Origin of the sequence: Pseudomonas sp. GZJR-8 (assembly GCF_002916705.1) — a bacterium.
In the GTDB taxonomy this organism is placed as follows: Bacteria; Pseudomonadota; Gammaproteobacteria; order Pseudomonadales; family Pseudomonadaceae; genus Aquipseudomonas; species Aquipseudomonas synxantha_A.
The window spans coordinates 79134-94850 of the sequence record NZ_JXSI01000016.1; the positions used below are offsets into that span (position 1 = coordinate 79134).

Below are 15717 nucleotides of genomic sequence, written 5' to 3' on the forward strand. Positions count from 1 at the left end.
AAGTCTCATCGGTTGGTGATTGACATACGGTGCGTATGCGAAGCATGATCCATCACATACGCACCGTATGTATTCTGCCCGGATCGTTTCAGATAGCAAGGCCGCGGCTTGAGCAAGAGGTTACGCAGGATGGCAAACCCTTACGCCGAATTATTCCAGGTCCCAGGCGCCCGAGCTTTTGTGCTCGCAGGCATGTTGGCGCGCATGCCAATCTCGATGACCGGTATCGGCCTGATCACCATGCTCGCCCAAGTCCATGGCGGTTATGGGCTGGCGGGGTCGGTGGCGGCGGTGTTTGCCCTGGCCACGGCGTTTTGTGCGCCGCAAGTGTCGCGTTGGGTGGACCGCTACGGGCAGGGCAAGGTCCTGCCGATAGCCGCACTGATCGGCGGCGGGGCGCTATTGATGTTGTTGCTGTGTACGCGTTTGCAGGCACCAAGCTGGACGCTGTTCCTGTTTGCTGCGCTGGCCGGCTGCATGCCCAATATGTCCGCCATGGTGCGGGCGCGCTGGACCGAGTTGTACCGCGGCCAGCCCAGGCTGCAAACCGCGTTTGCTCTGGAGTCGGTGCTGGATGAGGTGTGCTTTATTATCGGCCCACCCATTTCTGTGGGCCTGAGCGTAGTGCTGTTCCCCGAAGCCGGCCCTTTGGTGGCGGCATTGTTACTAGCGGTGGGCGTCACCACCTTTGTAATGCAGCGGCAAACCGAGCCACCCATACACGAGCACCACGGCGCGCATGGCCGCTGGCTGATCGCTTCCCCTGCGGTTTTGATTCTGATGACCTTGCTGCTGGCCATGGGCGTGATCGTCGGCGTGGTGGACGTGGTCAGTGTGGCGTTCGCCCAGCATCAGGGCCAGCCGGCGGCGGCGAGTATTGTGCTGTCGGTGTACGCCATCGGTTCGTGCCTGGCCGGGCTGGCTTTCGGTGCCCTCAAGCTCAAGGCGCCGTTGCCGCGTCAGTTCCTGTTCTGCGGTGTGGCCACGGCGTTGACTACCTTGCCCTTGTTGCTGGTGAGCAACATCCCCGGCCTGGCCGTCGCCATATTTATCTCCGGCCTGTTCTTTGCGCCCACCTTGATCGTGTCGATGGCCATGGTCGAGCAGATCGTTGCGCCCAGCCGTCTTACCGAAGGCATGACCTGGTTGATCACCGGGCTGAGCATCGGCGTTGCTATCGGCGCCGCCAGCTCTGGTTGGATGATCGATCATTTCGGCGCTGCCAGTGGGTTCCGGGTGGCGTTGGCGGCGGGGGCGGTGGTGTTGTTGGCCGCATGGTTGGGGTATCGGCGGTTGGGCTGAGTGCCGGCTTGTTCACACTTGATAGCGACCGCTGTGTCGATGCCACTCGTAATTGCCGCCCAGCCAGGCTTTTACCCCGCCGAGGAAGCGCTTGAGCGTGGGGGAGGCCTGTTTGAGCAGCCTTCTTTCCTTGGCTTCATATCTACGTATAAGCGTGTTGTGAAGATCGGCTGTCAACCACAAGGCTTGCTGTAATGAACAACCTTGTTCGTTTGCCAGCAGCAATGGCAGGTTGAAATCACCGATGCCAGGCTCTTGCTCTTTGGATGCGGAATACAAGTCATTGACGAGCATGGTCAAACTTGCAGCTAGGGCGATCACTTCGCGTACAGGCGCAGAAAAATAAGTATCGGCACCCAGTTCATAGCCGCCGACAATATCAATGAGGGCCATGCAAGGTAAAAAGCTGTTGACTTGACGATGTGCCAAATATTCCCAGACTTGAGGCAGGCTGTGTTCGATGCGCCATGAAGCTTCCGCATTCATGGTCACGAACATCGCAATGGTCTCCGACTGAACGCGAGCTTTCTGCGAGGGTGTCGCATAGCGATCCAGGTGGTTCATATATCCCCGCAATCCACGTAAAACCGGATCATCGTTGAGCGCACGTTTGAGCGCGAGGTCGTGGGATGGAATCAGATATGCCCTGTCCAGGGCGGCCAGGGCCAGTGACAAGCGTGCGCCCAGGAGCTTGGGGTTGGCGCCACTTCGCTCATCATCACAATAGTGATCGTCTACCGCGAACAGCGCCGCCATGCATTTTGCAGACAGTAGCAAGCGTTGAACGTCGTCGGTGTCGGCGTGACACAGCATTACGAAACGCCCGAAGTTCGAGGCCCTTACGTGATCCAACTGCCCCTCGAAAATACCGATTCGATTGATCCACGCCATTAACAGCGCATTGATACGATTGCCGAGCGCTTCGTCCAGTCGTATCGGTAATGGACATTCAAGCGCAGGTATTTCCAGGCCGGTTGAGTTTTTTTGTGGGGGAGGCGGCGGGCTGATGTCGTTCATAGCAAGACTCCGGGTGTCTATGCCATTGGACGTTACTGCGGACCAAGGATCAGGAAGGGCGTTGATTTCAATTTAGAAGTCCGGGTGGAAAAACACAATGGACCCTTTAGTTCTGATTGGAGTCAACGACCTCTAATGCCCGAATAAGACCATTTGGGATGACTCGCGTCGTCACTTCGCCACACGCATCGAACGAGCCCTGTGGCGATGTTGCCTGACTGGCCAATTCAAACCGCCGCTAGACCGTCGTCGTGCTGTTGCAGAAACTCATTCAGCGCTTGGCGCGTAAGGTCGTTCAACGTCACCTTTTTACGCATTGCGGCCAGAGCGGCTGCCAGATGCAGTTCATGCCCAACGCGTACGTTGAACGAGCCCTTGCATGGCTTCTCAGGTGATTGCCCCAGGGTCTGGCAGGTAGCCAGATAATCGTCCACGGCTTCGCGAAAGGCTGCGTCCAGTTCTGCGACGGTTTTGCCTTCGTAGCTCACTAATGCCTTGATGAATAAAATCTTGCCGAACAGGCAGTTGTCTTCGAGGCTGGCCTCGATAGAGCCGATGTAGCCTTTATGTTTGAGCTGGTTGTTCACTGAATCAGTTCTCCTGATTTCAATTGTTCGATGATCTGGCGCCGAATGTAATGTTTCAGTTCGTTGCCCGGGTGAGGCTTGTGCAACGTGATCATTGCACTGGGGTCGCCGATATCGAACTTGACGCGGCTTCCAGCCCCTTCAATCAGTGTGTATCCGAGTCGGCGTAACAGCGTGACGAGCTCGGGCCAGGTAAATGCCATGTGCTCATTGAGCAATTTGGCGAGCAGCTTTTCATTTTTGGACACGGCGTTCCTTGCGTGTAACTAAATGTAGTTGCAAAAAGTGGTGTTCGTCAATGCTAGCTCGGGGGCGTATGCCTTTCCCGGAATTGATGTAACCCTTGATGACAGCTCGCTCGATGCCACCCATCCCCCCGCTAATTTTTCCCTTCCCGGTTCGTTTTATAGGGACGACGTGCCTTTGTGCTTCCCGCCTATTGCCCCGGATTCGAAGAAATGAATGCTGAAGACTCCTTGAAACTTGCTCGCCGGTTTATCGGGCTGCCCCTGGAAAAACGCCGACTGTTCCTGCAAGCCTTGCAGAAAGAGGGCGTGGATTTTTCCAGGTTTCCGATACCGGCAGGGGTGGAGGTTGAGGATCGCCAGGCGCTTTCCTACGCGCAGCAGCGCATGTGGTTTCTCTGGCAATTGGAACCGGCCAGTGGCGCCTACAATTTACCTGGCGCGGTGCGCTTGACCGGCGCGCTGAGCCTACCTGCGATGGAGCAGGCGTTCGCCAGCCTGGTGGCGCGTCACGAAACCCTGCGCACCGTGTTCCAGCGACAGGCCGACGAGCGCTTGGCGCAGGTGGCGGTAGAACCGGCGGTGAATGTCGAGCAGTTGGACGTCAGCGCCTTGCCAGACGCCGAGCGCGAGCAGGCCGTCAGCGACGCCGCTACCCGCCAGTCCCTGTTGCCGTTCGACCTGGAGCACGGCCCGCTGCTGCGTGTGCAACTGCTCAAACTCGCCGATCAAGAGCACGTGCTGCTGCTAACCCTGCATCACATCGTCTCTGATGGTTGGTCGATGAACGTACTGATCGACGAGTTCATTCGTTGCTATGACGCCCATGAGCGCAACGAAGAACCGCAATTGCCGGCGCTGCCGATCCAGTACAGCGACTATGCCCTGTGGCAACGGCGCTGGCTGGAAGCGGGGGAGCAGGCGCGCCAGTTGGAATACTGGCAGGCGCGCCTGGGCGACGAGCATCCGGTACTGGAACTGCCCACCGACCACCCACGCCCGGCGATGCCCAGCCATCAAGGCACGCGGTATAACTTCGCGATTGATCCGGCATTGGCGGTACAACTGCGCAGTTGCGCGCAAAAACACAACGTCACTTTGTTCATGCTGCTGCTGGGCGCGTTCAATGTGCTGCTGCATCGCTATACGGGCCAGGGTGATATCCGCGTCGGCGTGCCGATTGCCAATCGCAACCGCACTGAAGTCGAAGGGCTGATCGGTTTCTTCGTCAACACCCAGGTGTTGCGCACCGAACTGAGCGGGCAAACCCGCGTCACCGAGCTGTTGCAAGGCATCAAGGAACACGCGCTGGGTGCCCAGGCCCATCAGGAATTGCCCTTCGAGCGCCTGGTAGAAGCGCTGAAAATCGAGCGCAACCTGAGTCACACGCCGCTGTTCCAGGTGATGTACAACCACCAGCCGGTCGTCGCCGACATCGCTTCGGTCAGTACCGCGTCCGGCCTGGAGCTGGCCCTGGTGGAATGGCAAGGCCGCACCACGCAGTTCGACCTGACCCTGGACACCTATGAAAAATCCGGCACCCTGCACGCCGCGTTGACCTACGCCAATGACCTGTTTGACGCGCCGACCATCGACCGCATGGCCCAACACTGGATCAGCCTGTTGCAGGCGATGGTGTTGGATGGCGAACAGCGTATCGGCGAATTGTCGATGCTTGATGCCCAAGAACAGCACCGGCTGGTTCACACCTGGAACCAGACTGCCGAGTCATACCCAACCGAACGCGCAATTCATCACCTGATCGAAGACCAGGTTCAGCGCACCCCGGATGCACCGGCACTGGTATTCGGTACAACCACCTTGACCTACGCCCAGCTCGACAGCCGGGCCAACCAGCTGGCCCACGCCTTGTGCGAGCAGGGCGTAGGCCCCGACGTGCTGGTGGGGATCTGTGTCGAGCGTTCCGTCGAAATGGTCATCGGCCTGCTGGCGATTCTCAAGGCCGGTGGCGCCTACGTGCCCCTCGACCCCGAGTATCCCCAGGAACGCCTGGCCTACATGATCGAAGACAGCGGCATTCGGTTGCTGCTCAGCCAGCAAAGCCTGCTGGCCGCGCTGCCCGCTGCCGGTATCCAGGTGATTGCCCTGGATCAGCCGGCGCTGTGGCTCGACGGCTACAGCCACACAGCGCCCGCCGTCGCTATTGATGCACTCAATCTCGCCTATGTGATCTACACCTCCGGCTCCACAGGCAAGCCCAAGGGCGCCGGCAACAGCCATCGAGCGCTGGTCAACCGCTTGAGCTGGATGCAGCAGGCGTACGGTTTGGATGCCGCGGATGCGGTGTTGCAGAAAACCCCGTTCAGCTTCGACGTGTCGGTGTGGGAATTCTTCTGGCCGCTGATGACCGGTGCGCGCCTGGTGGTTGCGGCGCCTGGGGAGCACCGTGAACCGGCGCGCCTGATCGAAACCATCGGCCGGTACGCCATCACCACGTTGCACTTCGTGCCGTCGATGCTGCAGGCGTTTATCCACGAGCCGGGCGTGCAGGCGTGCACCCGCCTCAAGCGCATTGTGTGCAGCGGCGAAGCCTTGCCCCTGGATGCGCAACTGCAGGTGTTCGCCAAGTTGCCGGGTGCGGCGCTGTACAACCTCTATGGCCCGACCGAAGCGGCCATCGACGTCACCCACTGGACCTGCATCGACGAAGGCGCCGACAGCGTACCCATCGGCCGTCCGATCGCCAACCTCGCCACCTATGTGCTCGACGCCCAACTCAACCCGGTGCCTGACGGTGTAGCTGGCGAGCTGTACCTGGGCGGTACTGGCCTGGCGCGCAGTTATCATCGGCGCCCGGCGTTGACCGCCGAACGTTTTGTGCCAAGCCCGTTCGTGACGGGTGAGCGGCTGTATCGTACCGGTGACCGTGTGCGCCAGCGCGCCGACGGTGTGATCGAATACCTCGGCCGTCTCGATCACCAAGTCAAGTTGCGCGGCTTGCGTATCGAACTGGGCGAAATCGAAACCCGCCTGATGCAGCACCCGCAAGTGCGCGAAGCGGTGGTGTTGGTGCAAGGTGGCAAACAATTGGTCGCGTACCTGGTGTGTGAAGGCGAGGAGCCGACCGACCTCAAGGCCTGGCTGCTCGGCAGCCTGCCGGAATACATGGTGCCGACCCACTTCCTCACCCTGTCCAAGCTGCCGGTGACCGCCAACGGCAAGCTTGACCGCAAGGCATTGCCACTGCCGGATGCAGCGCTGCAACAGGCGTTTATCGCCCCACAAGGCGACCTGCAAACAGCCCTGGCGGCGATCTGGAGCGATGTGCTCGGCGTTGAACAGGTCGGCCAGGACGATAACTTCTTCGAGCTGGGTGGCGACTCGATCATTTCTATCCAGGTGGTCAGCCGCGCCCGCCGGGCCGGTATCCGACTGAGCCCCCGGGACCTGTTCCAGTACCAAAGCATCCGTAGCCTTTCGCGGGTGGCCAGCTTCGACCAAGTCAGCCTGATCGACCAGGGCCCGGTCAGTGGCGAGGTGATTCTGACCCCAGTGCAACAGCACTTTTTCGCCCAAGCGATCCCGGCACATCATCACTGGAACCAGTCGTTGCTGCTGACCCCGCGAGAGGCGTTGCAGCCCGCGCAGCTGGAAGCGGCCTTGAACCAGCTGATCCAGCATCACGACGTCTTGCGTCTGCGTTTTGTGCAGCAGGCGGATGGCTGGCATCAGAGCCATGCGGCGCCCCTCGCCGAGCCGCTGCTGTGGCAGTCTCACGCCAACATCGACGCCGAGTTGGCAGCGCTGTGTGATGAAGCCCAGCGCAGCCTCGACCTCGAACAAGGCCCGCTGATACGCGCCGCATTGGTGAGCATGGCCGATGGCAGCCAACGCTTGCTGCTGGTGATCCACCACCTGGTCGTCGATGGTGTGTCCTGGCGCATCCTGCTCGAAGACCTGCAACAGGCTTACCGCGGACAGTCGCTGCCGGCGAAAACCAGCGCGTACCAGCATTGGGCGCAGCAACTTCACGACCACGCGCAAACCCTCGACGAGCAACTGCCGTACTGGCAGGCGCAATCGGTCGACACCGATCTACCTTGCGACCACCCCGAGGGCGGCCTGCAAAACCGGCTGGGCACCAAACTGGAAACCCGCCTCGACGCCGAGCAGACCCGCCGGTTGCTGCAAGACGCACCGGCGGCCTATCGCACCCAGGTCAACGACCTGCTGCTGACGGCCCTGGCGCGGGTGATCAGCCGCTGGAGCGAACAACCCGCTGCGCTGATCCAGCTCGAAGGCCATGGCCGCGAAGACCTGTTCGACGACATCGACCTGAGCCGCACCGTCGGCTGGTTTACCAGCCTGTTCCCGGTGCGTCTGCACGCCGAAGGCGGTTTATCCGATGCGATCAAATCGGTCAAGGAGCAACTGCGCACCGTGCCCGACAAGGGCCTGGGTTACGGTCTGCTGCGTTACCTGGGTTCGCCGCAGGCCCGCGAAAGCCTGGCGAACCTCGCCGCGCCACGCATTACGTTCAACTACCTGGGCCAGTTCGACCGTCAGTTCAATGAGTCGGCACTCTTCGTACCGGCCAGTGAAGGCAGCGGCCAAGCCCAGGATCCCGAGGCACCGCTGGCCAACTGGTTGACAGTGGAAGGGCAGGTGTATGGCGGTGAGTTGGCGCTGCAATGGGGCTTCAGTCGTGAGATGTTTGACGTGTCGAGCGTCCAGCGTCTGGCGGATGAATACACCGCTGAACTCAAGGCGTTGATCGAACATTGTTGTGCTGCTCCGGCAGGGCAGGTGACCCCGTCGGATTTTCCGTTGGCACGTCTTACTCAGCAGCAACTGGATGCATTGCCCGTGGCGGGGTCGGCCATTGCCGATCTTTACCCGCTGTCGCCGATGCAGCAGGGCATGTTGTTCCACACGTTGCTTGCGCCCGAGGCCCAGTCTTATATCAACCAGTTGCGCCTCGACATCGAAGGGCTCGACCTATTGGCCTTCGGGCGTGCCTGGCAGGCCGCGCTGGATCGCCATGACACCCTGCGCAGCAGCTTCCACTGGTTGGGAATGGACAGTGCTCACCAGTTGATCCAGCACCAGGTTGACCTGCAACTGCAAGTGATTGAAGACCCGTATGCCGACTTCGACGCCCTGGCTCAGGCTGAACGTGAGCGCGGTTTTGCACTGAATGCCGCGCCGCTGTTTCGCCTGACCCTGGTGCGCGGTGCGGGCGCGGCCTGGCACCTGATTTTTACCAGCCACCACATTCTCATGGATGGTTGGAGCAACGCGCAGTTGCTTGGCGAAGTCATTGCTCACTACGCAGGCCAGGCTGTGCCCGCACCACTGGGGCAATGGCGCGATTATCTGGGCTGGTTGCAACAGCAAGGCTCTGGCGAAGCGTTCTGGAAAGCCGCACTGGCAGCATTGCCGACGCCAACCTTGCTGTCCCAGGCACTGCGCAAGCCGGTGGACGGGATCGGCATGGCGGACCATCACGTGGCGCTGGACAGCGACGTTACCCGACGTCTCGGCGAGTTTGCGCGCCAGCACAAAGTGACCCTCAATACCGTGTTGCAAGGCGCCTGGAGCCTGCTGTTGCAGCGCTACACAGGCCAGGATTGCGTGGCCTTTGGCGCCACCGTGGCCGGGCGTTCTGCGCCACTGCCAGGGATCGAGCAGCAACTGGGCCTGTTCATCAATACCTTGCCGATCATCAGCGCAGCCTCGCCAGCCCAGTCGGCCGCAAGCTGGCTCGGCGAGTTGCAAGCGCTCAACCTCAGCCTGCGCGACCATGAGCATGTACCGCTCTACGATATCCAGGCTTGGGCCGGCCATCACGGCGCGCTGTTCGATACCTTGCTGGTGTTCGAAAACTTCCCGGTTGCCGAGGCGCTCAAGCAAGGCGCGCCGGCTGGCCTGACCTTCGGCCGCCTGCACAACCATGAACAAACGCACTACCCATTGACCCTGGGCATTGAGCTGGGGGCCAACCTGCGCCTGGAGTTCAGCTACGACCGTTCGCTGTTCAGCGAGCCGCAAGTCGCGCGCCTGAGCGCCAACCTGCAACACCTGCTGGCGCAATTGCTCGCAGATGCCCATGTGCCCCTTGGTAACCTGCGCCTTCTCGACGCCACCGCACAGCAGAATATGCTCGCTCTCAGCCGGTCGGCCGCGGCTGCCCAGGGTAACGAGCGCGTGCATCAACGCATCGCAGCCCAAGCCCAGGCCACCCCAGACGCCCTGGCTGTTCTGGCCGGTGGCGAAGGCTTGACGTACGCCGAGCTAAACCAGCGGGCCAATCGTCTGGCCCATCGCCTATTGGAGCTTGGTGTCGGTCCCGGACAACGGGTGGGCCTGGCTTCGCGCCGTGGCCCGCAGTTGATTGTCAGCCTGTTGGCGGTACTCAAAAGTGGCGCGGCCTACGTACCGCTGGACCCGAAATACCCCGTCGAGCGCCTGGCTTACATGCTCGCCGACAGCCGACTCAACCTGCTGCTCAGCGAAGTGGGTTTGCTCGTGGATCTGCCATTGCCCCAAGGACTGGCACGTGTGGATTTCACCGCCTGCGGTGACGAGCTGGCCGGCTACCCGACGACCAACGTGCCCAACCCTGCCGCCGCTGCTGATCTGGCGTATGTGATCTACACCTCGGGCTCCACCGGTCAGCCCAAAGGTGTGGCCATCGATCATGCCGCCCTCGGTCAATTCTGCGACAGTGCCACGCTGTACAGCCGCTTGAGTGCCGAGGATCGCGTCTTGCAGTTTGCGACCTTCAGTTTCGACGGTTTTGTCGAGCAGTGCTTCCCGCCCTTGTGTGTGGGTGCAGCGTTGATCATGCGCAGTGATGAGCTGTGGGACGCCGGGCAACTGGCGCGGGAGATCGTCGAGCAAGGCGTAACCCTGGCCGACTTGCCGGCGGCCTACTGGTATCTGTTGGCGCAGGAATGTGCAGTGCACTGCCGCTCCCTGGGCAAGCTGCGCCAGGTGCATGTGGGCGGTGAAGCCATGGCGGTGGAGGGGGTACGTGCCTGGCATGCCGCAGGGCTTGGTCATGTGCGCCTGGTCAATACCTACGGGCCGACCGAAGCCACGGTGGTGTCCAGCGTGCATGACTGCCAGTTGACCGATGCCAACGACGCGTACGGCGTACCGATTGGGCAGGCGATTGCGGGGCGTGCGCTGTATGTGCTCGACAGCGGTTTCGAACTGCTAAGCACCGACGGTGTGGGCGAGTTATGCATCGGCGCCGAGGCGGGCTTGGCCCAGTGCTACTTCGATCGCCCGGCGCTCACTGCCGAGCGCTTCTTGCCGGACCCATTTTCTGCCACGCCCGGTGCGCGGCTTTATCGCAGTGGCGACCTGGCCCGGTACAACGCGGCGGGGGCGCTGGAATACGTGGGGCGTATCGACCATCAGGTGAAGATTCGCGGCCTTCGTATCGAAATGGGCGAGATCGAAGCCAGCCTGCAAGCCTTGCCCGACGTGCGTGAAGCGGCAGTGATTGCCCAGCTGAGCGCGATCGGCATGCAGTTGGTGGCGTATGTGGTACCCGCCGACGATCAGCAGTTGGAAACGCAGGCACTGGCCACTCGCTTGCGTCAGGCGTTACCGGATTACATGGTGCCGGGACATTGGGTGGTACTCGATGCCTTGCCGCTCAACAACAATGGCAAGCTCGACCGCCGGGCGCTGCCGGCACCGGATCTGAGCCAGGCGTGCGCCGTGTACGTGGCACCTCAGAGCCCTTTGCAGGTGCAGTTGGCAGCGATCTGGCAAGCGGTGCTGCACGTGGAGCGGGTTGGCCTGGACGACCACTTCTTCGAGCGCGGCGGTCACTCGTTGCTGGCGACTCAGGTGATCTCACGGGTGCGTCACGACCTCAAGCTGGACGTGCCGTTGCGGGCCCTGTTCGAACAGCCGACGCTGGCAGCCTTCGCGGCGGCTTGCGCAGGCTTGACGGCCGATACGGCGCCAGCGCTCCAAGTACTTGGACGTGAGCAGCCGCTGGCGTTGTCCTTTGCTCAGGAGCGTCAATGGTTCCTGTGGCAATTGGACCCGGCCAGCGCGGCTTACCATGTACCGACTGCATTGCACGTGCGCGGTCAACTCGACAGTGCGGCACTTGCACGCGCCGTACAGGCCCTGGTGCAGCGTCATGAGCCGCTGCGCACTACATTTGTGGAGGCGGGCGAGCACACCTTGCAAGTCGTCCACCCCAGTCTGACCGTGCCGATTGAGCAGCAAGCGATCGACGCCGATGCCATCGAGCACGCCGTCAGCGAAGAAATCCAGCGCCCGTTCGACCTGCTTGACGGCCCATTGATGCGCGTCAAATTGCTGGTCGTCGCGCCTGAACACCACGTGCTGGTCATTACCCAGCACCACATCATCTCTGATGGCTGGTCGATGCAGGTCATGATCGACGAGTTGGTAGCGCTGTACCAAGGTGACGCGGACTTGCCGGCCTTGCCGATCCAGTACGCCGACTATGCCCGTTGGCAGCGGGATTGGATGGCGGCAGGGGAGCAACAACGCCAGCTCGATTACTGGTGCGCCCGTCTGGGTAACGAACATCCGCTGCTGGACTTGCCGCTGGACCATCCGCGCCCAGCGGTGCAGAGCTATCGCGGCGCACGCCGGCAGATCCATCTTGACCGCGTGATGCTGGCTGAGCTCAAAGCCTTGGCCGAACGCCAGGACGTGACCTTGTTCATGCTCCTGCTGGCCTCGTTCCAGACCTTGCTGCACCGCTACAGCGGCCAGTCGCAGGTTCGCGTCGGCGTGCCGATCGCCAACCGTAATCGTCTCGAAACCGAGCGGCTGATGGGCTTCTTCGTCAATACCCAAGTGCTGCAGGCGCAGTTGCACGGGCAGATGCCTTTCGAGCAGTTGCTGGGCCAAGTCAAACTGCGCGCTTTGGAAGCCCAGGCCCATCAGGACCTGCCGTTCGAGCAACTTGTGCAGGTGTTGCAGCCGGAGCGCAGCCTGAGCCATAACCCGCTATTCCAGGTGATGTTCAATCATCAAAGCAGCCTGCGTTCGGGTTCAGTGCAACTGCCTGGCCTGGTGTTGCAGCCAATGGACTGGGCGGGTCACAGCACGCAGTTCGACCTGAACCTGGAAACCGAGGAATCGGCCGACGGCCTCTGGGCGTCCCTGACCTACGCCACCGACTTGTTTGACGCTGCAACCGTGGAACGTCTGGCCGAGCATTGGCAAAACCTGCTGCGCGCGGTCGTGCACGATGCCTCCCAGCCCCTGGATGAACTGGCGATGCTGAGCACGTCGCAATGGCAACAAATGGTGCACGACTGGAACCGCAGCGACACCCCATACCCACACGAACACTGCGTACACCAGCTGTTTGAGGCCCAGGCCGTGGCGCAACCCGACGCCATCGCGCTGCACTTCGACGAGGAGCGCCTGAGCTACGGTGAACTCAACCGCCGCGCCAATCGCCTGGCCCATCGTTTGATCGCCATGGGCGTCGGCCCGGACGTGCTGGTGGCAGTGCACGTGGAGCGCTCCCTGGACATGGTGGTCGGCTTGCTCGCGACTCTCAAGGCCGGTGGCGCCTATGTCCCACTCGACCCGCAATTCCCGGCAGAGCGCCTGGCGTTCATGCTCGAAGACAGCCGCGCCCGGGTGCTGCTGACCCAGGCGCACCTGCAAGGGCGCCTGGTGCAGCCGCAAGGCGTGCAGGTGCTGATGGTCGAGGATGTCGGCACGCAGGCATATAACCCGCAGGTTGCCGTTACACCGCAAAATCTGGCCTACGTCATCTACACCTCCGGCTCCACCGGCAAGCCTAAAGGGGTGATGGTAGGCCACCAGGCGCTGTGCAGCTTTACCAGCGGTATGGCCGGCACCTTGGATATTGGCCGGCAGACGCGGCTGTTGTCGCTGACGACCTTCTCGTTCGATATCTTCGCCCTGGAGCTGTACGTGCCGCTGAGTATGGGCGGCACAGTGCTACTGAGCGCCCAGGACATGGCCCTCGACCCTGAGGCGATTCTCGAACTGGCCCAGCGTCAGGCCGCGAGTGTGCTGCAGGCCACGCCATCGAGCTGGCGCATGTTGCTCGATAGCCCGCGCGCCCATTTACTGAGTGGCATAACCTGTCTGTGCGGTGGTGAAGCGCTGCCAGCCGACTTGGCCCAGCGCCTGCTCGAGCTGCAAGGTACTGTATGGAACCTCTATGGCCCGACGGAAACCACCATCTGGTCAGCGGCTCATCGTCTGCACCAAGCGCAGCCTTTCGTTGGACGGCCCATTGCCAATACCGGGTTGTTTATCCTCAATCCCGGCCTTACGCCATGCCCGCAAGGCGCGTCTGGCGAGCTGCTGATCGGCGGTGTCGGCCTGGCGCGCGGTTACCACAGGCAGCCGGCGCTGACTGCCGAACGCTTCGTGCCCAACCCGTTTGGGGCGCCGGGCGAACGCCTGTACCGCACCGGCGACCTGGCACGCTATCGGGCCGACGGCGTGGTGGAGTACATCGGGCGCGTCGACCATCAGGTCAAGGTCCGTGGTTTCCGGATCGAGCTGGGTGAAATCGAAGCCTGTCTGCGTGAGCACGACGGTGTACGCGAAGCGGTGGTGCTGGCCGATAACGACCGCCTGATCGCCTATCTAGTCAGCTCCGCACCGCAGCCACAGCAGGCGTACAAAGCCGCGCTGCGCGAGCGCCTGCCGGATTACATGGTGCCTGCGCACTGGATGTTCCTCGATAGCCTGCCCTTGACCCCCAACGGCAAGCTCGACCGCAAGGCGCTGCCCAAGCCGGAGGTTGGCGATTCACTCAAAGGCCATATAGCACCGGTAACCCTGCGCGAGCAGCAGGTGGCGGCCATCTGGGCCGAAGTGCTGGAGGTGCCGCAGGTCGGCCTCGACGACCACTTCTTCGAGCTGGGTGGCCATTCATTGCTGGCTACGCGTGTGGTGTCGCGGGTTCGCCAGGCCCTGACACTGGAAGTTGCGCTCAAGACCTTGTTCGAACACCCGCTGCTGAGTGATTTCGTTCGGGCCTTGGGCGAGGAGGGCGCTACTGCGCCAGCGTTGCTCAAGGCCGACCGCACGCAGCCTTTGCCGCTGTCCTACGCTCAGGAGCGCCAATGGTTCCTCTGGCAACTGGACCCCACCGGCGCCGCGTACCACATCCCCAGCGCCTTGCGTTTGCAAGGGCCGCTGGACCTGAGTGCACTGCAACGCAGCTTCGACAGCCTGCTGGCGCGCCATGAAAGCTTGCGCACGCATTTTCAGCAACAGGCCACCGGTGCGTTGCAGGTCATTGAGGCCGTTGGCTGCGTCGATATCGACCGGGTCGATAGCGATTACGCTGGCCTCAAGGCGCGGGTCGCCGAAGTGGTCGCCCACCCGTTCGACCTGCTGCGCGGGCCACTGCTGCGGGTCAAGTTGCTGCGTCTGGCCGACGATGATCATGTGCTGGTGCTGGTGCAGCACCACATCGTCTCCGATGGTTGGTCGATGCAACTGATGGTTGAGGAGTTGGTGCAGTTGTATGCTGCCTTCAGCCAGGGTCAAACCCCAAGCCTGCCGATGCTGCCGATCCAGTACGCCGACTATGCCGTATGGCAACGCGACTGGATGGCCGCGGGCGAGCAGGCACGTCAATTGGCCTACTGGCGCGAGCATTTGGGCGGCGAGCAACCGGTGCTGGAGTTGCCGTTCGATCACCCGCGCCCGGCACAGCCAAGCCATCGCGGCGCCCGCTTGGGCATAGAGTTGGCCCCCGAGCTGCTGGACGGCTTGCGCAGCCTGGCACGCAGCGCGGGTGTGACGCTGCCGATGGTGCTGCTGGCGTCTTACCAGGCCTTGTTGCATCGCTACAGCGGCCAGGAGGACGTGCGCGTCGGCGTGCCGATTGCCAACCGCAACCGTCTCGAAACCGAGGGTTTGATTGGCTTCTTCGTCAACACCCAAGTGCTCAAGGCCGATATTCATGGCCAGATGAGCGTGGAGCAATTGCTGCACCAGGTACGCCAGCGCTCTTTGGAGGCTCAGGCGCACCAGGACCTGCCCTTCGAGCAGTTGGTGCAGGCTTTGCAACCGGAGCGCAGCCTGAGCCTGAGCCCGTTGTTCCAAGTAGTGTTCAACCACCGTGTAAGCGGTGCCGACAGCCACCTGAGTCGCCTGACCGACCTGCACGTGGAGGTCCTGGATCTGGATGAGGGCGTGTCCCAGTTCGACCTGGCGCTGGATGTGGAAGAAAACCCGACCGTGCTGCGCGCCTCCCTGAGTTACGCCACTGACCTGTTCGCTGTGGCGACCATCGAGCGCATGGCCGGGCATTGGCAGAACCTGTTGCGGGCAATGGTGGCCGACCAACAACAGGCTATCGGCCAATTGAAGCTGCTGGGCCAGGATGAGCAACAGCACATCCTTGAGCTGTGGAACCAGACCGACGCCGGTTTCTGCGCCGAGCGTCTTGTTCACGAGTTGGTAGCCGACCGTGCCCGGGAAACCCCGGATGCGGTGGCGGTTAAGTTCGATGCGCAAACCCTGAGCTACGCTGAACTGGATCGCCAGGCCAACCGTCTGGCTCATGCCCTGATTGCCCGTGGCGTCGGCCC

Annotated in this window: 5 protein-coding genes; 2 read left to right on the top strand and 3 right to left on the bottom strand. The window is 61.9% G+C overall.

The window, feature by feature from the left end; all coding sequences use genetic code 11:
* The first annotated feature begins 129 nt into the window (after positions 1–129).
* Positions 130–1302 carry an MFS transporter gene (locus TK42_RS24770; protein WP_032876322.1) on the top strand — a complete coding sequence of 391 codons (1173 nt, stop codon included), beginning with the start codon at positions 130–132 and terminating at the stop codon, positions 1300–1302.
* 12 nt (positions 1303–1314) lie between these two features.
* On the opposite strand, the gene TK42_RS24775 is transcribed toward TK42_RS24770, so the two are convergent.
* The 3 genes from TK42_RS24775 to TK42_RS24785 form a co-directional block, all read right to left on the bottom strand.
* Positions 1315–2319, bottom strand: a complete 1005-nt coding sequence (locus TK42_RS24775; RefSeq protein WP_103735388.1) for a family 2 encapsulin nanocompartment cargo protein terpene cyclase — start codon at positions 2317–2319, stop codon at positions 1315–1317.
* 227 nt (positions 2320–2546) lie between these two features.
* Positions 2547–2906, bottom strand: coding sequence for a type II toxin-antitoxin system HicB family antitoxin (locus TK42_RS24780; protein ID WP_103735389.1), 360 nt, complete (start codon positions 2904–2906; stop codon positions 2547–2549).
* Positions 2903–3154, bottom strand: coding sequence for a type II toxin-antitoxin system HicA family toxin (locus TK42_RS24785; RefSeq protein WP_032876316.1), 252 nt, complete (start codon positions 3152–3154; stop codon positions 2903–2905). The genes TK42_RS24780 and TK42_RS24785 overlap by 4 nt, the downstream gene beginning before the upstream one ends.
* 210 nt (positions 3155–3364) lie before the next feature.
* Here TK42_RS24785 and TK42_RS24790 point away from each other — a divergent pair.
* Positions 3365–15717: non-ribosomal peptide synthase/polyketide synthase (locus TK42_RS24790; RefSeq protein ID WP_103735390.1), on the top strand; the 12353-nt coding region annotated here is incomplete at its 3' end.

Excerpts from the sequence above, each read along its gene's own strand:
- TK42_RS24770 (WP_032876322.1), top strand. The coding sequence starts at position 130 with ATGGCAAACCCTTACGCCGAATTATTCCAGGTCCCAGGCGCCCGAGCT.
- TK42_RS24775 (WP_103735388.1), bottom strand. The coding sequence starts at position 2,319 with ATGAACGACATCAGCCCGCCGCCTCCCCCACAAAAAAACTCAACCGGC.